This window comes from Pirellulales bacterium (assembly GCA_036267355.1).
Classification (GTDB): domain Bacteria; phylum Planctomycetota; class Planctomycetia; order Pirellulales; family DATAWG01; genus DATAWG01.
The window spans coordinates 1-16,877 of record DATAWG010000080.1 but is presented as its reverse complement, the minus strand read 5'-3'; the positions used below and the strand labels follow the sequence as shown (position 1 = coordinate 16,877).

Here is a 16,877-nt window from a genome sequence, read left to right as displayed (position 1 = left end):
AAACCGCAAGCGAGCTTCGAACCCAAACGGGCATGGAAGCTCGCTTGCGGTTTCGCGCGCCGACCCAATTGCCCGCAATTTTTCGCACGTTAGCCGCGGGTTAGCAGGCCGCGCAATCCCTGTTCACCGGCGCGGCTTCCTCTGGTTGACCGTTTGCCCGCTGGATACAATGTGAAAAATGCACGGCGACCCACGGCCAAGACCGCGGGGAGAAACCCGGCGACCGTCGGTCCGACTGTGCATCGCGAAAGAGGTTTTGCGATGCATCCAAGTGGCAAGGCTGGCACCAGCGCTTTGAGTTCGAGCGTATTGGTGTTGAACCGCTTCTACATGGCCATCCACGTGATCAACGTGCGGAGAGCGCTCGGATTGCTTTTCCGCGAGTTGGCCGAGGTGATCCATCTCGAAGAGGGCCAATATGCCAACTACGATTTCGCATCGTGGCGCGAGATCAGCGAGCTGCGGGCCGCCTTCAAAGAGCCGCACGAAGATTGGATCCAAGGAATCAATTTCGAACTGCAAGTGCCGCGGGTGATTCGGCTCTTGTCGTTCGATCGGATTCCGCGGCAAACAATCCGCTTCAATCGGCGAAACATCTTTGCCCGCGACGGCAACCAATGCCAGTATTGCGGCAAGCATTTTCCCACGAGCGAATTGAGCCTCGACCACGTCATGCCGCGCAGCCGCGGCGGCGACACATGCTGGGAGAATATCGTTTGCGCGTGCGTGGCGTGCAATGTCAAAAAAGGCGGCCGCACGCCGCACGAAGCGCATCTGAAATTGATCCGTCCGCCGGTGCGTCCGAAGCGCAGCCCGCTGCTGACCGTGAAGCTCGGCAATCCGAAATACGAAAGCTGGAAAACCTTCTTGGACAACGCCTATTGGTCGGTGGACCTGAAGTAGCGGCTGTGAGACTGTGAGGGGCGAGAGGCTTTGAGGTACGATGGGGGCGCCGCCACGCCACTTATCGCATAAGCGCAAAAAAAGCGGCGGTCTCGTTTGAAGCCGCCGCCGTAATGCTGCAACAAGCTGGATCCGCGACGCTTCACTCTTTCCCCGCAAGCGGCTCTTTCTTCTCCGTAATCACCGGACATTGGGGGGCCATTTCGGCGTTGAGCGCGGTAAAGTCCTTCCATTCGTCGGGAACGTTGTCTTCGTGGAAGATTGCTTCGACGGGGCACTCCGGCACGCACGCCTCGCAATCGATGCATTCGTCGGGATGGATATACAGGATCCGCTCCCCTTCGTAGAAGCACTCGACCGGGCAGACCACCACGCAGTCGGTATACTTGCAGTCGAAACAAGGTTCGCACACGACATGAGTCATCGCCGGACGGCTCCTTTCCCTCTGGTTTTCGCGGGCCCGAACAAGGCCCGACAAATTCCGGCCAAGCACTTTCTGGCATGCTATCGGCCGATTGAGCGAATCATAGTAGGGTCTGCGAACAGTGTCAACCACTGCATTTAATCGGCTCGACAATAGCCTTCAATCGAAATTGCGATCCAATTCCCAGGAAACGAAAGTACGCCAAAACTCGGCGAGCACATTAACGTCGAGTTCACCTTTTTAGCGGCGGCCGGCTTGGAGATCGGCGGCGATGCGATCGGCTGACGCGGGTTGCGCGGCCGGGGTCGGCGTCGGTCGCCGTCGGCTGCGCGATGCTGGCCGTCGATGGCTTGACGGTGAACGCGATTCGCTGGGTTTCGCGAAGCTGATCGGCGTCTTCGCGGCCGTATTCGCGATGGCTGGAGTGCTGGTCGGCCGGTTCGATTTCGTGAAACGGTCGTCCCCGCCACATCGCTCGGAATGGGAATCATCGTCGGCGGCGGCCTGGTAATTCAGTTCGGATCGGCCTGAGCGGCCAGCTTGATTCGTGCTTCGCCGATCACTTCTTTCCGCTATCCGACGGCATGTCGGGAATATCGATCTTCACATCCGGCGGAGGAGTGGCCTCGGTCGTGGAGGGCGGGGTTTGTGCGTTGTTGCCGTTGAATGGCAGCAGGTCCGGCGGCGGACCGGAGATTTCATCCATCAAGCTCAGCCTTTGGCCGCCCGATGGCGTGATGTCGAACTGCGTGAAACCCCATTCGCCCTCGACGGATCGGGCCTGCACGCTCACGTCGGCCGTCGATTCATGGCCGTCGGCCATTTTCGGTCCGTGCAGCTTCAGATACAGCCGGGCTTCGCCTTCATCGTTGTTCACGCTGCCGACAGGAAACCAGCCATCGTGGATCGGCTCGCCGAGCAATTGCTTCACCTGCGGACTATGCCGCAGCTCGGCGATCGTTTGGTGATAGGGAGTGCTGAAAAGGATCGGGCCGAACTTGTACAAATATCCGCCGACCCCGCCTAGCACCGCGAGCAAGACGAGCAAGAAACAGAGCCGCAGCCAATTTCGGCCGAACCAGCCGCCCCGTTTGACGTTGGGGGGGGGTTCACGATTGGCGTGTGAAGACGCTTGTGCTGTTGTTTGCATGAACCGTTGCACCTCCATGGCAGACGGGAAGGGACCGGCGAAGCGGGCCCAAAGTGGGATGTTACAATTTCGAATCGATTCGGCGGCAGAGGGCTATTTTGTCGGCCGTCGTGGTCGGCTTTTCGTTTGAACCGGCGGACGGCGATGCCTTCGCCGCCGGTTTGGCCGCCGCAGCATTAACGGGGGCCGCCGGCTCGGGCGCGACGCCGACATCCGCTTTGCCGGCAGGGACGGCCTTCGACGCTTCGCCACCTTTTTTCGCGCGAGCGGCTGCCAGAATATCGGCGGTGCTCGGTTTGCCGGCGGCGGGCTTTGCCGCGGCCGATTTCGCCGCCACTGGCTTCGCAGCCGGAGCGGCCTTTGCAACTGCGGCCTTGGCCGCCGGTTTGGCCTTCCCACCGGGCGGTTCAGCCGGGCCTTTGGCGGCCGACTTAGCGGCCGCGGCGGCAGCGGCAGGATCGGGCTTCGGCACAACGGTCAAAAACTCCAGGTCGATGTCATACCAACCGATGTTGGCCGCATAATCCTGGAATTCCACGAGGGCCCGGCCGTTCATGTTCACCGTCTTGACCTGTCCGGTCACCCCGCGAAAGCGAGTCAACTCCGGCCGATGATCGTCGACGACCACAAACTGGTCGGTATATTGATGCTTCAGATGTTCGATCTGCTCAAAACCCATACGGACTGCAACAATGCAAGGGACGGGGCCACGGAGGCGGTAAGTCTGGCGAACGCGGACGAAATCCGCTCGCTGGATTGTGGCGGATTTAAGCCGCCGAATCAAGGCAGACTCGTGGTGAACTGAACAGGCGGCGGCGGGCTCGCTTGGTCGCTACCATCGACGGCCACGACCTGAACCATCATGTAGACACACCGTAACAGTTCAGATGCCGCATTCATGCCAAGTAGTCGAACAATCTCGCTTGTCACGGCCATCGTGTTAGCCGCCGCGTTGTACAGTGGCTGCAACGGCTCAGAGTCGCCCGTCGCGGGTCACGGGTCGTCGAATTCCGGATCGGCCGCCGGCGATAACAAGTCGCCCGCCACGCCTGCCAACTTGCGGCTGTTGGTCGTCGGCGACACGGAGCTGGCCCAAAGGGTGACGCGGCTGCGAGCCGAATGGTCGGCTCGGGCCGGGACGTCGCTCGATGTGTCGGAAATTGCACGGGCCGATCTTGCAAACGCCAAGTCGCTAGCGGCCGATGTGGTGATCTATCCAAGTTCCGAATTGGGAACGCTCGCCGAGCGCCGGCTAATCCGTCCGCTTCCCGTAGCGTGGCTCGCTCAGCCTGCCTATCACGAGCCCGATTTGTTCGAGTTGCCGGGGCAGCGGGAAACCGCGTGGGGCGAGCAAACGTATGCCGTTCCGCTCGGTTCGCCCGTGTTTGTTTGTTTCTACCGCGCCGATCTATTCGCCTCCCTCGGCCGCACGCCACCGCGAACCTGGGACGAATATCAGCAGGCCGCTGAGTTTTTTGCCGCTCGCGAAAAATCAAAAACTCCGGCCGCCGATGCGCAAAGCGGAACGCTCGAACCGCTCGCCGCGGGTTGGGCCGGCAACGTGCTTTTAGCTCGGTCGGCCGCATATGCCAAACATCGCGACTATTACTCGACCCTTTTCGACAAAGAATCACTCGAACCGCGGATCGCCGGCGAGCCGTTCGTTCGGGCTCTCACGGAATTGGTGGCCGCCGCCAAGCTCGGGCCGAAATCGCAATTGAGCGACACGCCAGCCGACGTACGGCGCGAGTTTTTTGCCGGCCACACCGCGATGGGTCTCAGTTGGCCGACGCCCGCCGACAACGTCGCTTCAACCGCTGGTGCGCTTACCGAATCGAAAACATTGGCATCGGCGGCCACAGCAGTCGGCTTTGTCGAGTTGCCCGGTTCGCCGGAGGTGTTCAATCCGCGAGACCGACAATGGATGCGAAGGAAGCCGGACGACGAGCCACACGTGCCCCTTTTGGGAATCGCCGGACGGATGGGATCGATCGTGCGCGGCACTCCGTCGGGTGCTTCGGCCTTCGAATTGTTGATATGGCTTTCGACCGATGAGTGGTCGGCACAGATTTCGACTTCGAGTCCGGCCACGACCTTGTTTCGTCGCAGCCAGATGGTCCATCCGGATCGGTGGGTCGAGTCCGGGATGCCGCAAGCCGCGGCAAAGCAATACGTGGAGGTCGCGGCGCGGGCCTTTTCTCGGCCTGGCTGGTTATTCAGTCCGCGGTTGCCGGGGCACGAGGAATACCTGGCCGCGCTCGACAATGCCGTCCGCCACGCCGTCGACGGAAGCGCCACGCCCGCCGCAGCGCTGCGCGACGCGGCCGCGCAATGGCAAAAGATTACCGACCGCATCGGCCGCGCCGCACAAAAGCTGGCCTACACGCGCAGCATCGGCCTAGAGCCACAATCAGAATCCGGCGACAAATGACAATCGCCTAAATGACTTGGATCGCTGCGGCCCCCTTTAATCGCGCCGCCGTCGACGCGCTGTGTGCCGAGCTTGTCGCGCAACGTTTGGATGCGACGCTTGAAGGCGGCCGTCGTTCGCCGTAAGTTGATAGGCGATTGAGCGGACCCCTCGCCGTGTCTTCGCGGCCTGTTGCTACCCGTGCCGCTCTTTTCAAGGGCGGGAACGCTAAATGTCGTCCCAATCCGCACTCGATCTGAAACTGCTGATTTGCGAAGATCGCGAGGACGATGTTGAACTGATCGTCCGCGAATTGCAACGTGCCGGGATCGCGCCGCGATGGTGCGCTGTCGACACCGAGCCGCAATACGTGAGTGCGCTCGACGACCACGACATGCCGCAGATCATTTTGGCCGACTACAGCATGCCGGCGTTCAGCGCGTTGCGTGCGTTGCAATTGTTGCGGCAACGGCAGTTGGACATACCGTTTATCGTTGTCACCGGCGCCATCAGTGAAGAAACCGCGGTGCAATGTATCAAGGAAGGCGCCGACGACTATCTGATTAAGGATCGTCTTGCCCGGTTAGCTCCGGCCATCTTGCACGCTCTAGAAGAAAAGCGGTTGCGCGACGAGAATCGTTTTGCCGAGGCCGCGTTGCGGCAAAGCGAGAAGCGCTATCGCAGCCTCGTGGAGTATTCGCCGGACGCGGTGCTGGTCGTCGCGCAAGACGGCCGCATCGCTTATCTGAACGACACTTTCGCCCGGCTGGTCGGCGCGGCCGAACGAAAGGAACTGCTCGGCCGGGAATTCCTCGACTTGGTGCATGGGGAGCATCGAGCCCAAGTGGTGCGCCGTATCCGTCAGATGCTCGACCAAGGGCTGCCGACTGCGCTCATGGAGCAGCAACTCGTCCGATTGGACGGCGGAATGGTCGAAGTCGAAGTCGCCGGGATTCCGTGTATTTACGATGGCCAACCGGCCATTCAGCGGATCGTACGAGACATAACCGAACGCCGCCAGGCGCAGGAAGAAGCCCGGCAGCGCATGGCGCAGCTGACCCATGTCACGCGCCTGACCACGATGGGCGAACTCGTGTCGGAATTGGCGCACGAAATCAACCAGCCGCTCTATGCGATCTCGAATTTCGCCGAGGCTTGTTTGAACCGGTTGCGCGGGGGAAGTGTCGATCATGCGGAGCTTTTTTCATGGATCGAAAAGATCGCCACGCAGGCCAATCGAGCGGGAGAGATCTTGCGCCGCGTCGGTCAATTCCTCCGCAAATCGCCCCCACGGCAAATCGCCGTCAACATCAACACCCTGATCGACGGCGTGCTCGAACTCTTGCAATTCGACCTCCGGCAGGGGCAGGTGGCGCTAAAACGCGACTTCACGGAACCGCTGCCGCCGGTGAAAGTAGATTCAGTTCAGATCGAGCAGGTGCTCGTGAATCTGATTCGCAACGCGATCGAAGCCATGGGAGCGAACTCGCGGGCCGATCGGCCGCTTCTGGTGCGCACCGGATTGCTCGATTGTAATTTGATTCGTGTCGCCGTTTGCGACGCCGGCCGCGGTGTCGACCCCGCCCAGAAGGCGCGACTCTTCGAGCCGTTTTTCACCACGAAATCAGACGGCATGGGCATGGGCTTGGCCATCAGCCATTCGATCGTCCAAGCCCATGGCGGCACGCTGGAAGCAATCTCAAACCCCGACCGCGGATTGACGTTCCTATTCACGCTGCCTATTCTTGCCGAGTAGAAATCCAATGGGAATTAGTGGGATTGGTTCCAATGGCTGACTTCAACGTGTTTGTCGTCGACGACGACCCGGCGGCACGGGAATCGGTCGCCGCGCTTGTCGGTTCGCATGATTTGGCGGCGCAAACATTCGCCTCCGCAGCGGAGTTCCTGGCCGCCTACGAGCCCAGGCAGCCCGGATGCCTGGTCGTCGACGTTCGCATGACCGGAATGACGGGCCTGGAATTGCAACAAGAATTGACCGCCCGCGGCTACACGATTCCCGTGATCGTCATCACCGGGTTTGCCGACGTTCCAACCGCGGTCCGGGCGATGCGAGCCGGGGCTGTGACATTCCTCGAAAAGCCTTGTTCCGACAAGGAACTTTGGGCTAGCATCGAGACGGCGCTGCAATGGGAAAGCCGCGCCATGCGGCAGCGCACCCAGCGTGAAGAAATCTTGGCTCGCCGCGCCACGCTGACTCCTGCAGAAGTGCTCGTCCTCGGGCGGCTCTTGGCGGGCCATGCCAACAAGACGATCGCGGCCGAACTCGATCTTGGCCTGCGCACCGTCGAGCTCCGCCGCGCGACGATCATGAAAAAGATGGAAGCCAATTCGCTGGCCGAACTGGTCCGCATGATTCTTTCGATCGAGAATCCGCCGGAGCCATCGGCTTGATCCGCGCGGTCGCCCAGGTTGGTTCCGGTAGTCCATGCCTTGAACCGGACAATCGGGTCTGTTCAAAAACAACGGCTCTCCCGGCAGAGAGACCGGGGCAGTGATCCCTCAATGCCAAGGAGAGCCGTATGCGGTTGCCGTCAGTTCGCAAGGCAAGGCACGACGGATGTCGTGGTGCCGCATAATTGCTATCGGCAATACGGCTGATTCTCTTCAATGCAGAGCAAATCCGAAAGTACAAACTACCATAAGCATTTGGCCCCGGTAGGAGTTCCGAACCTTCGCCACTAGAATGGGCGCAATTGCGAACGCCGGCTATCGTCGCTCGGCCGAATTCGCCCGAAATTCCGTTGCGGTTCGCTGGCCCGATTTGAATTTCCGCATTCTTTCCACGCTGCCCCAAATGACGCCCGAACTTTGTCCCCCCGATCAACACAAACAGCTTTTGGCGGCGCTTCGGTTGTCGTTGGTCGCTGGCGTAGGACCCCGGCATTGGCAAACACTTGTCGAGCGATTCGGCTCGCCGGATGCTGTGCTAGCGGCTGCCCCGAGCGAGCTGCGGAGCGTCTCAGGCATTGGACCCAAGCTAGGCCGCGCGATCTCTGCGGCGAAGCAAGAGGTCGATGCCGAGCGCGAGCTCGAATTGTGCCGTCGGCATGGCATTGAAATTCTGATTCGCTCCTCGGCCGCGTATCCCAAGCCGCTGGTTGAAATACCGGATCCGCCGGCGATGCTCTTCATTCATGGATCGCTACAATCGACCGATGCGATGTCGGTCGCTATCGTCGGCTCGCGGCATGCGACGCACTACGGCAAGACGCAAGCCGAACGGTTGGCCGGTGGACTCGCTCGAGCCGGATTGACGGTCGTAAGCGGATTGGCGCGCGGAATTGATGCAGCCGGACACCGCGGCGCACTTGCCGCCGGCGGTCGCACGCTAGCTGTCTTGGGCAGCGGCGTGCTCAATATCTATCCGCCGGAGCACCGGGAATTGGCGCTCGAAGTGCAGCGCCGCGGTGCGCTTATCAGCGAAGCGCCGCCGCAAAGCAGTCCGCTTAGCGGCGCATTTCCGCAGCGAAATCGAATCATTAGTGGTTTGTCGCTGGGGAGCCACACTGCTGGGTGCAAAGTTCGATCGTCCCATTCACGAACGCAAACTTTTGCCCACGCTTGGTTTGCTTGCTCGGCGTAAAGTCGAGCGTGATGCGCGAAACTATCTTGGAAAGCGCCTGCCGGACCTTGGCCGGGCTGCCGTTGGCCAGGATTTCTTCAAGTTCCTTGATCTTGGCCGCGACTTGTTTCGGGTCGAGTTTTTCTTGCCGGCACGTTACCGGCGCCAGCTTGGCGGCCAGTCCGTCCCGTTCTCGGCGCATCTCGATCAGTTTCTTCTCGACGGTCGCCACCAACGAGTCGTCCACGCTGACTAGCCTCTCCGTGGCGTTTTCGATCTTCTTGTCCAAGGCAGCGATCTGGCGCTGGACCCCCTGGTCGTCCACGACTTCCGCCTGGGCGGCCCGCCGTTCGATCTCCCGAGCGATCGCCTTTTGCAGGTCCTTGTACGACGTTTGAACGACCCGCTCGCGGATCACCTGGGCCACGGTTCGCAGAATCGCCTCTTGCTGCACGGAGCAATACCCACACCCGCGGCCTTTGTGGTAGGTCGAGCAGATGTAATTCGGGAACTTCTGGCCGGCCTTCCGCTGGAGGCTTTGGCCGTACATCACCTTTCCGCACCGACCGCAATACAACAGCCCGGCGAGCGGCGTCCCCTGGCTCTCTTTGCGCCAATGCGGCTTGGGATGGCTTCTGCGCATGGCCTGAGCGGCGTCGAACGTCTCTTGGTCGATAATGGCCGGATGTGCGTTCTCCGTCCTCGTCGCCCGGGTCGGCTGATTCTTTCCGGGAACTACTGCCGTCACGAGGTCGTCGCTGGCCGTAAAGTATTTCCCCTGCTTCCGACCACCGAGCGACACGATGCCGAGGTAGGTTTCCCGACCGAGCACGATCCGAACCGCGTCGTGGCTCCACTTCTTGCCGGATGGCGACGGCGTGCCTTTGGCGTTGAGCTGGTTGGCGATCGTCCGGTAGCCCATGCCCTGGAGCCGTAGTTGAAATACTTCCCGCACGGCGGCGACGTGGGCCGGGTTGCCGAATTGCAGGTGCTCGTCCTCCCCGATCTCGTAGCCGAACGCGGGCGGGCCGCCGCACCATTTGCCGGTCTTGGCCCGCGAGATCAACCCGCGAAGCGAATTGCGGGCGAGGTCGCGCAGGAATTGGTGTTTTCCCTCTTGTTGAATTTGGTACATTAACCGGCCCGAGAAATCGTTCCAGTCGATCTTTCCCTGGGCGATCGTCTCCAGGCGGATGCCGGCCTGCATCAGCGGGTAAATCCAATGGCCGGCCTCGATCGAGTTGAATCGGCCGAATCTGTCCTGGTCCCACGCCAGAATGAGTTCGAAGTCGCCGCGTTCCTGGGCGTCGGTGATCATCTGCCGAAAGCCGAGCCGCTTCTCGGTCTTGTCGCCGCTGATCCCTTCGTCGCGGTAGGTGCGAATGATCCGGTATCCGTGTTCGCGAGCAAAGCGTTCCACGGCCTCGCGCTGTTCGCCAATCGATTTATCTTGGCGATCCGTCGACATGCGATAATACGCCGTGGCGGCGATCGTCGCAGGAACTCGTTTTGTGGCGGCTTGAATCATGGTCGTAATCTTCGGGGCCCGTTGGCTCTCTCAAACGCGAGTCACATGAGGGCTCGACCGGGGGAAGAAGTCAACTCGGCTGGCGCCAAGCGCCTGCAAAAATTCAGGACAGTTTGCGAGATTACGCCGCGGGCCTGGAACAGGTCGGAACACGTTCCAATTCCGCGCACCTTATGTGCGCTATGATGTTTCATGTTTTGAATATCGTTCTCGTGATGTGTGCGCGGGATTGACACATGTTCCAACCTGTTCCACCGGTTCAAACCAGCTGCACGCCAACGTGGAATCTGACCTTTTCCCCATCGACCCTTGGCTGTGACGTCCCTAAGTCCGGATAAGCCGCGCGAAGCTGCCGCCCGAAGCCGGCCTCGTCCTCAACGTGGCCCCGGCCTTTCTCTTGCGACCATTGTTGATAGGCCTCGTATAAGACCTGTCGCGGCACCGAATATTCCGGACCGAGCCGGCAGCGTTCGCGAAGGAATACGCTGACAGGACTCCCCAGGTCAGCTAATTCGCCCGCGACTTCCAGGCCGCTCTGTGGTTCGGTGAAGCGTTTTTGTTGTTGCAGTGTTTGCCAGCCGCCGATTGCCCAAAGCAAGATCGCCGGCAGCTCGCCAAGTAACTGATCCGTGAGGTCGAGCTTCTCTTTGCCGTAGAACGATTGCCGCAACTGAATGACGATCATCCGGCTGGCAAGCGCCCCCGAAGTGTCAGCGAGACGCGGGACATCGTTCGTGCAGATCATAAACCGCGTCGGCAGCGTGCCGTTCCAGGGCAGAAGGTTTTTGCGGTCAATGGTCTGGGAATCTTCACCGCTCACCGAAAGCAACCGCTCGACGATCGCGGCTTGGTCCGCCCGTCCGCTGATACGAGCATCGGAAACAACTGCGAGCAATTTGCCGATCAGCGGCCACAATCCGAAACGGTCGGCGAGACTGCCCAATGTTGGATTGCAGACGTTCGTGGCTCCAAGAAGGCGAGTCAGAATTCGGCAAATCGTGCCCTTGCCGCCGCGCTTCGGACCAACCAGAAGCAGTATTTTGTGCATGCGAGTATTTGGCAGAAGACAATAGCCAAACCATTGCCGCAGCAGCTCAATCGATTCGGGATCGTCGCCGAAGAGGCTCTCGAGAAACCATTCCCACAACGCAGGCTTTGTCGCTTCACGCTGAAATTCATAGTCGAGTGCCGAGAAGGTGAAGAATTTTGGCGTTAGGGGCCGCGTGTAGTTAGCCCCTGACTCTACGCTTGGTAGGTGGACCATCTCGTTTTTTGTTACGAGGATTTCATCCGCCGGCCAACCTTCCGCCCCATCGATCCATGCGGGTGGCTCAACGGAAAACGGCAGCAAGGCTTGGGAACGGATTTGGTCGAGGACATTACCGACGACGGAACTGGTGAGATGATGGTGATCACGGTTCAGATAGCGAACCACATGTGCCCGGACGTCGCCAAGCGGCAATTCGACATATTTCCCCCGTATCCAGCCAAGCATGGAACCGCGGTAGTGCCGCAGTCGAAAGACGCCGTCATGCTTGTCCGCTTCCAAGAAGGCGGCGGCTTCTTCAGCAGGGTCGAGCAACGCCGCGAGCTGTTTGCCTTCTGCCCCCTCAACAGCATCTGGTTCGATCGCGCTGTCCAACAGCTTTCGTAATTCACCAGGTCCGTGGGCGAGCAGGAAATCATCCAGACCTATTTTCGTCGGACGCCCATCCGCATCGGGCGGGCCATCGGGCAGGCGAACGCATCGCACGATCGCGCCTCTGTCGGACAGTAGTTTGGCGAACCGAGTCTCAGCTGACTGGACGTCTAGATTCCGTTCCAAATCAGAATCGAAGGCGATGAAAACTCGTCTGCCGTCCATCGTCACGCATTCCAGATCCGGCAGAAGAGCCTCGCGTCCTTTGGCCTTGAAGCCATATACACCGACCAAGCCGACGCACGGGAAGCCCGCTTGTGTCGCCGCAAGAGCCTTTTTTTCGCCCTCGGTAAATACGAGTTCCGACTCCACGTTGACCAGGAACGGAGGAATACCCGGCGGCAGGTAGATGCGGTTCGCTTGGCCGCGAGGGCTCTCGTACTTGACGGGCTTCTTCTTCACCTTCCGCGGCGCATCAGGACGAATTCGGCAATAAGAGCTGCGACCATCAAGGCCGGTGAATGGAAATACTAACGCGGGCGCAAGTCCCTTGGTCGGCTTTCGCCAGCCGAGCATTACCGTCAGTTGCCGAGGATTGGTTTCGCTATAGATGCCGGCTGCGGTAATGGTCGTGTCTTTGAGGCCGCTGCTGCGAAGCTGCGCCAAATGGTGCGGAAGCAACTTGGGCAGATGGTCGGCTGGTGCAGCGCTTTGCGACGTTGCCTTTTCGATCACCGTAGCGCCTTCAATGGCCGTTTGGGGCGTCATGCCACCGTTCATGATTGATTTCCTCCCTTCGACGGTCCTTCGTTCGAGGACGCGGTGCCAATCGTGTCCAGCAATAGGATCGCCAGCGAAGTGATTGCCTCGTCCGACAGGGACCCGTTACCGACCACCTCGAAGGTGGCGGCGCCGGCGTTGGTGACGCCACAGGCCGCGTCGGAACTGGCAACGACACGAGTCACTGGGCCAAATCCTCCGGCGCAAAGCGACGCTCGGGGCGGCTCGAATGCTCCGCGGTCCGCCGGAGCGAAGCCTGGATCAGCGGCAGATCGTCGCTGGACCAGAAGCGTGAGATGCCAATTCGGCCACGCGGCTCAGGGCCAAAACGTTGGATGGCGTGGTTGATGATGTGGGTCGGCTCGCCAGTGAGCCGGCGCAAATCGCCGATGAAGATAGAATCTGACATAAAGCCTCCGGTCGAGAATGTTGTTCACATCTGACGGAGGCATTATTGAGATCGCAATAATTCCTGTCGCTGAAAGAGGTTTCAATAATCTCTGAAAGGTCTTTCAGACCGCGGGCAGACGGAAGAAGGTCAACGTCCAAACTCCACGATTGTCGGTCGCTACTGCGACGCCGATTCGTTGCAGTACCTCGTCCGCGATCTGCTTTTGCTTATCCAGGTTGTTCAAGCCTCTTGATTGGCCCTCCCACACAGCCGCGAACAGCTGTCGCCGCTCCATTCCCACGTGCTCGGCACGAAAGAGTTGCAGGAAAAGTGCCCAAGCCCTTTCCTTCTTTCCGAACGTCGTCGCCTCGCTGCCGCGTCTCACTGTTCGTTTCGCGGCGTCAATGATGCAATCCAGAAACGTGGCACGAGCGGGTCCAGTTAGGACAACTTCGGATTCACGGTCGGAGCTCTTGGCGTCGCGCATTTCGTGATCGTTCAAGTTGTCAGCGTCAGCGGCCCCATCCGGGATGGACTTTTTCGTCCCAACGACTGGCAGCGACCGCTGTAGTCGCGAGAGCAGGTCTTCGGGATTAGCAACTGGCTCCCGAGGATAGCCATGCATTGTGGCTCGTGCCAATTCCGTGATGGCGGCTCGCAAGGTGCCGATCATTACCGCCGGGACATCGGGCGGACGAAAGCGTTCCTGTGAGGATCGCAACCACCAAGGAATGCCGCGGGACGCGGTGTGGCTTTCAGGGCCATCGGCGTCTGTGCATACGTCTTGCCAGTCGAGTAAATCGTAAAGTTCAGTCAAGCGTTCACACAGCTTCCAGATTGCCACGCAAATCGTTGCGGGCTCGCCGTTCCGTCCCCTGCGTCTATCGGCGTGGGGAAAACGGCCTAAATTGACCAACCGCTCGAGTTGCCACGCGACTTGCGCTGCAGCTTCGCGATTTATGAATGCTTGCGCGTCGTCGTCGGCTCGATGCTCCAATTGCTCGACCAGATCGGCACCGGTCGCTGCCATTTTCAATGCAGTTTCGCGAGAAACCCAATTGAACCGATCGGCCGACGGCTCCGTTTCCGCCGACGCCGCATCGCCTTGAATCGAGCAGAGAATGTCGATCGCCGCCACTGACGCCGTGAATAAATCTTCGATCATCGAATACCAATGATCCGGTGGAGATGTGATCTCCGTCGGCACGGCTTGCGGCATCTCCGACCGAAGCTTCTCGACAACCTCCAACGCGATCGACACATGCCCAAACCAAGCGAATTTGCTTGCCGATAACGACGAACCCTGAAATCGCTGCCACGCCAACTCAAACAGGGCGTCAATCCAAACGCCGTGAGGCGTGCTCGATAGGAACGTCCCAACTGGGAGGTGTCCCCACAAAAGTTGCTTGACACTGCGCGGGAGGCCTTCAATCGCGACGCCAGCGTCAGCCGCGATGCTCTCGTATTGGGCGAACGCGTCTCGCACCTGCGAATAGCATTTATGCCATCGGCTGAACCCCCGTTCCCAAGCGATGGGAGTGCCATCGGAAAAAACCATTGGCTTTCCAGTCGCGTCCAAGACTGCCCTTTCGCCGACCATCCGGTTGCCATCCTGGTTGAATAGTTGCCGACCGTCGAACGACGCACCGCCGCCGCTCGAAACCAGCGACTCGTGTTGCCCTGGCAATTCAGGCGATCGTGAAGTAGTTCGCGGGACGGCCGATTGAATCAAGTAGCCTTTTAGGCGGCAGCCTTGTTCGGCAGCTTTTTGAAACCGCGTTTGGATTCGCTGGAGGCTGGTGCGCCAAAGCTCGACGGCAACACCACCGTTTGGCTGGGCCGAGCGCATCGGCGGCTGCGGGACGGTCGGTCGCGCAGACTTAGCTTCCGACTGCACGAATTCTGTGACGCCGTCGGCAATCGTCCCACTTGACGAATCAAGCGGTCCAGCAGGAGTAGGAAACTCCGAATCTGCCCATTGCAAATCATCCCGCTTAGCGACACTTGCCTCGGTGGCTTTGACCGCCTCATTGAGCTCAACGGCCGTGCTGTGCAAATCGGGATACAAGTCGAGAGCGTCGAACGAACTGTCGGCGGCCGCCCGATTCCAAGTGTGAGCTGTTTTCCCGAGCGACTGCAGGGCCGCACGAACCCGATGCAACGTGGGCGGCAAGCCGGCTAGTTCGCCTTCCGAGAAGGCGGCCAACCTTTTGAGGAGCGGCTTCGCTTTTCTCGCCAGATAGACTCGGAGCCTACCGTCGCCGTCGGGCTTCGCCCTCGACGCATGTGTCCGAGCATAGTCGTCTTCGCCTTGATGGCACCGTTGCAACAAAGTCGCGAACTTTTCCGTGGCGATCGCCACGTTGCGGCAGCGGTCAATGAAATCGACCGGGCGAGGATTGGCGTCCATTGGTCCTACCTTTCCATTGGGCCGGGCCTAGCGGGGCCGTGGATAAGGTAGGTGGACCGCAGCCGCCGCCAGGGCCGGATGAGGCCGGTAGCGAGCCGGCCCTCCCGATGCGGCATTTTACCGGCCGCCGTCCCACCGGCCAACCCGCCGCCGTTCGCGGCATGTTCATAACGCGGCTACGGCTCCTCCTGGCGTTGCCAAAACGCTCTGTCGCACGATTACAACGCTGAGTTCGCGGCAGTATAATTGCCCGCTGACCGTGGCACGGTAAGCGGCGACCGAAGCTGGCAAATCGAGACCAGACCAATGGAAGCCAAAACCGTCGACGAATGCTCGAACGTCCTGCACCGACTAGGCTGGAGCTGCGGCGACATGGCCTTCAACGACGGTCGGGCAGTCGTCTGGCAGGTTTTCGCCCACCGAGGCGACCAGCGGATCGTGGTTCGGGCACCTAGGCAGGGCGAGGCGTGGGCCGCGGCGACGAGGCAGGCGATGAAGGTCATTTCCGTTAAACAAGTTCGGCAGGAAGGAAACGTACTATAGGGAGGCGCTACAGATGGCAACTCGTCCCCGTGTTTCAATCGCCTACACCGCCATCATCTTTACTGGCTTGGCGCTGGCCGTATTCGGCGCAATTGCCGCCGTGCTTGGGCTTGGCGGCGTCAGTGCCTTCGACGGGACAATAGGGAGTGCCAAGATCAAGACAAGCAATGTTGGTCTGGCCATTCTCGTCGTGGGAACGCTCTTGGCCGGAGTTGTCGCCCTGAAGCTTCCCAAGGACGTCCGAGTGTTTGCGAGAGTTAAACCCAGTTTCACAGAAAGGTTGGCAGAGATAGTCGCCGTGCCATCTCTGCTCATCGCTGCGCTCGGCACGATAGCATTCGTTATCCTCTTATTCGTGGGAAAGGAGTAGAGCGCATGGAGAAGTATGACTCCATGATCATGCACGCAACTCCCGGAACCGCAGGTAGCCTGCTGCATTGGGTCAAGGATCTCGAGTCCGGAGAATACGAGGTTCCGGATTTTAGTCCGAGCAAACGCGAAGTCAAGTTTCTGTATATGCTGTCGCCCAATGCGAATGAGAGAGATTTTGATTCGGCTTGGCCAGCAATCTGGAAACTCAAACAGTTCAACGAATCTTTCGGCCAAAGAAGGTCGTCCCAAGCGTTTGCCATCGTCGACACCGGCCTAATGTTGGATCACCCGCTCCTGAAATCCTGTATTGAGGGCTCAAAGGACTTCACGGGCGAAGGACCCGAAGACCTACACGGACACGGCACCATTCGCGCTCTCCAAGTTCGGCTCATGTTTCCGTTCAAGATCCGAATCTTTAATGTGAAAGTGGCTGGCGCAGTTGGTCGAGGGTCGAGTAAGGATCTGATCAACGGTGTCCTTCCGGCAAGCGTGAAAAAACGGGTGCCCCTGCGGCCGACAAGGGTGCGGCGGGGAATGCTGGCGAGGGGTCGCGGCAGTTGGAGACGCCGGCGAGTTGCGGTCGGCCCGCAGATGGCGTGAGATTTCCGGTCCGTTTCCAGCCGGTGCCGGGTGCCTCCGCCAGGAATCGACGGCGGGTGATTACGGCCGCTATGTCTTGAAGCGGCTTTGCAGCGATTGAAGTTGCCCCTCGCAGATGAATCCCACGCCGTCACGCTTCGTCAT

The 16,877-nt window shown here is 59.9% G+C and carries 17 protein-coding genes; 8 read left to right on the top strand and 9 right to left on the bottom strand.

What is annotated here, in order from left to right:
- The first annotated feature begins 261 nt into the window (after nucleotides 1-261).
- On the top strand, nucleotides 262-903 hold the full coding sequence (locus VHX65_12850; protein HEX3999432.1) for an HNH endonuclease: 642 nt from the start codon (nucleotides 262-264) through the stop codon (nucleotides 901-903).
- 142 nt (nucleotides 904-1,045) lie between these two features.
- Here the strand turns inward: VHX65_12850 and VHX65_12845 are convergent, their stop codons facing one another.
- The 4 genes from VHX65_12845 to VHX65_12830 all read right to left on the bottom strand — a co-directional run bounded on the left by VHX65_12845 (nucleotide 1,046) and on the right by VHX65_12830 (nucleotide 3,156).
- A complete protein-coding gene (locus VHX65_12845; GenBank protein HEX3999431.1) occupies nucleotides 1,046-1,327 on the bottom strand; it encodes a ferredoxin family protein in 282 nt (93 codons plus the stop codon).
- A 232-nt stretch (nucleotides 1,328-1,559) separates the two neighbouring features.
- Nucleotides 1,560-1,799, bottom strand: coding sequence for a hypothetical protein (locus VHX65_12840; GenBank protein HEX3999430.1), 240 nt, complete (start codon nucleotides 1,797-1,799; stop codon nucleotides 1,560-1,562).
- Nucleotides 1,800-1,886: 87 nt separating this feature from the next.
- Entirely contained in the window at nucleotides 1,887-2,477 is a 591-nt protein-coding gene (locus VHX65_12835; GenBank protein HEX3999429.1) for a cytochrome c oxidase assembly factor Coa1 family protein, read from the bottom strand.
- Nucleotides 2,478-2,538: 61 nt separating this feature from the next.
- Nucleotides 2,539-3,156, bottom strand: a complete 618-nt coding sequence (locus tag VHX65_12830; protein ID HEX3999428.1) for a hypothetical protein — start codon at nucleotides 3,154-3,156, stop codon at nucleotides 2,539-2,541.
- A gap of 219 nt (nucleotides 3,157-3,375) precedes the next feature.
- Here VHX65_12830 and VHX65_12825 point away from each other — a divergent pair, with 219 nt between their 5' ends.
- The 4 genes from VHX65_12825 (at nucleotide 3,376) to VHX65_12810 (ending at nucleotide 8,491) form a co-directional block, all read left to right on the top strand.
- Nucleotides 3,376-4,908, top strand: coding sequence for an extracellular solute-binding protein (locus VHX65_12825; protein HEX3999427.1), 1,533 nt, complete (start codon nucleotides 3,376-3,378; stop codon nucleotides 4,906-4,908).
- Between the two features lie 211 nt (nucleotides 4,909-5,119).
- The gene (locus VHX65_12820) at nucleotides 5,120-6,643 is read left to right on the top strand and encodes a PAS domain S-box protein (protein ID HEX3999426.1); all 1,524 of its coding nucleotides are present in this window, start codon (nucleotides 5,120-5,122) and stop codon (nucleotides 6,641-6,643) included.
- A gap of 32 nt (nucleotides 6,644-6,675) precedes the next feature.
- On the top strand, nucleotides 6,676-7,299 hold the full coding sequence (locus VHX65_12815; protein HEX3999425.1) for a response regulator: 624 nt from the start codon (nucleotides 6,676-6,678) through the stop codon (nucleotides 7,297-7,299).
- 292 nt (nucleotides 7,300-7,591) lie between these two features.
- Nucleotides 7,592-8,491 (top strand): DNA-processing protein DprA, encoded by a 900-nt coding sequence (locus tag VHX65_12810; protein HEX3999424.1) that lies wholly within the window; start codon nucleotides 7,592-7,594, stop codon nucleotides 8,489-8,491.
- Here VHX65_12810 and VHX65_12805 read toward each other — a convergent pair.
- From VHX65_12805 to VHX65_12785, 5 genes are all read right to left on the bottom strand, one after another.
- Nucleotides 8,388-9,998: a recombinase family protein gene (locus VHX65_12805; GenBank protein HEX3999423.1), complete on the bottom strand. Its 1,611-nt coding sequence runs from the start codon at nucleotides 9,996-9,998 to the stop codon at nucleotides 8,388-8,390. The genes VHX65_12810 and VHX65_12805 overlap by 104 nt on opposite strands.
- A 259-nt stretch (nucleotides 9,999-10,257) precedes the next feature.
- Nucleotides 10,258-12,417: a phage/plasmid primase, P4 family gene (locus tag VHX65_12800; GenBank protein ID HEX3999422.1), complete on the bottom strand. Its 2,160-nt coding sequence runs from the start codon at nucleotides 12,415-12,417 to the stop codon at nucleotides 10,258-10,260.
- Nucleotides 12,414-12,602, bottom strand: coding sequence for a hypothetical protein (locus VHX65_12795; protein HEX3999421.1), 189 nt, complete (start codon nucleotides 12,600-12,602; stop codon nucleotides 12,414-12,416). The genes VHX65_12800 and VHX65_12795 overlap by 4 nt, the downstream gene beginning before the upstream one ends.
- Complete coding sequence (locus VHX65_12790; protein HEX3999420.1) at nucleotides 12,599-12,826, bottom strand: hypothetical protein; 228 nt, start codon at nucleotides 12,824-12,826, stop codon at nucleotides 12,599-12,601. The genes VHX65_12795 and VHX65_12790 overlap by 4 nt, the downstream gene beginning before the upstream one ends.
- A gap of 103 nt (nucleotides 12,827-12,929) precedes the next feature.
- On the bottom strand, nucleotides 12,930-14,027 hold the full coding sequence (locus tag VHX65_12785) for a hypothetical protein (protein HEX3999419.1): 1,098 nt from the start codon (nucleotides 14,025-14,027) through the stop codon (nucleotides 12,930-12,932).
- Between the two features lie 1,497 nt (nucleotides 14,028-15,524).
- On the opposite strand from VHX65_12785, the gene VHX65_12780 reads away from it, so the two are divergent.
- From VHX65_12780 to VHX65_12770, 3 genes are read left to right on the top strand one after another with little or no spacing between them, the layout of a single operon-like run.
- Complete coding sequence (locus VHX65_12780) at nucleotides 15,525-15,761, top strand: hypothetical protein (protein HEX3999418.1); 237 nt, start codon at nucleotides 15,525-15,527, stop codon at nucleotides 15,759-15,761.
- 13 nt (nucleotides 15,762-15,774) lie between these two features.
- Entirely contained in the window at nucleotides 15,775-16,131 is a 357-nt protein-coding gene (locus tag VHX65_12775) for a hypothetical protein (GenBank protein ID HEX3999417.1), read from the top strand.
- A gap of 5 nt (nucleotides 16,132-16,136) precedes the next feature.
- Complete coding sequence (locus VHX65_12770) at nucleotides 16,137-16,733, top strand: hypothetical protein (protein ID HEX3999416.1); 597 nt, start codon at nucleotides 16,137-16,139, stop codon at nucleotides 16,731-16,733.
- Nucleotides 16,734-16,877: the final 144 nt, after the last annotated feature.

What these genes read in the sequence shown, in the direction of transcription:
- VHX65_12850 (HEX3999432.1), top strand. Translation starts at nt 262, where the DNA reads ATGCATCCAAGTGGCAAGGCTGGCACCAGCGCTTTGAGTTCGAGCGTA.
- VHX65_12845 (HEX3999431.1), bottom strand. Translation starts at nt 1,327, where the DNA reads ATGACTCATGTCGTGTGCGAACCTTGTTTCGACTGCAAGTATACCGAC.
- VHX65_12840 (HEX3999430.1), bottom strand. Translation starts at nt 1,799, where the DNA reads ATGTGGCGGGGACGACCGTTTCACGAAATCGAACCGGCCGACCAGCAC.
- VHX65_12835 (HEX3999429.1), bottom strand. Translation starts at nt 2,477, where the DNA reads ATGCAAACAACAGCACAAGCGTCTTCACACGCCAATCGTGAACCCCCC.
- VHX65_12830 (HEX3999428.1), bottom strand. Translation starts at nt 3,156, where the DNA reads ATGGGTTTTGAGCAGATCGAACATCTGAAGCATCAATATACCGACCAG.
- VHX65_12825 (HEX3999427.1), top strand. Translation starts at nt 3,376, where the DNA reads ATGCCAAGTAGTCGAACAATCTCGCTTGTCACGGCCATCGTGTTAGCC.
- VHX65_12820 (HEX3999426.1), top strand. Translation starts at nt 5,120, where the DNA reads ATGTCGTCCCAATCCGCACTCGATCTGAAACTGCTGATTTGCGAAGAT.
- VHX65_12815 (HEX3999425.1), top strand. Translation starts at nt 6,676, where the DNA reads ATGGCTGACTTCAACGTGTTTGTCGTCGACGACGACCCGGCGGCACGG.
- VHX65_12810 (HEX3999424.1), top strand. Translation starts at nt 7,592, where the DNA reads ATGGGCGCAATTGCGAACGCCGGCTATCGTCGCTCGGCCGAATTCGCC.
- VHX65_12805 (HEX3999423.1), bottom strand. Translation starts at nt 9,998, where the DNA reads ATGATTCAAGCCGCCACAAAACGAGTTCCTGCGACGATCGCCGCCACG.
- VHX65_12800 (HEX3999422.1), bottom strand. Translation starts at nt 12,417, where the DNA reads ATGAACGGTGGCATGACGCCCCAAACGGCCATTGAAGGCGCTACGGTG.
- VHX65_12790 (HEX3999420.1), bottom strand. Translation starts at nt 12,826, where the DNA reads ATGTCAGATTCTATCTTCATCGGCGATTTGCGCCGGCTCACTGGCGAG.
- VHX65_12785 (HEX3999419.1), bottom strand. Translation starts at nt 14,027, where the DNA reads ATGCCGCAAGCCGTGCCGACGGAGATCACATCTCCACCGGATCATTGG.
- VHX65_12780 (HEX3999418.1), top strand. Translation starts at nt 15,525, where the DNA reads ATGGAAGCCAAAACCGTCGACGAATGCTCGAACGTCCTGCACCGACTA.
- VHX65_12775 (HEX3999417.1), top strand. Translation starts at nt 15,775, where the DNA reads ATGGCAACTCGTCCCCGTGTTTCAATCGCCTACACCGCCATCATCTTT.
- VHX65_12770 (HEX3999416.1), top strand. Translation starts at nt 16,137, where the DNA reads ATGGAGAAGTATGACTCCATGATCATGCACGCAACTCCCGGAACCGCA.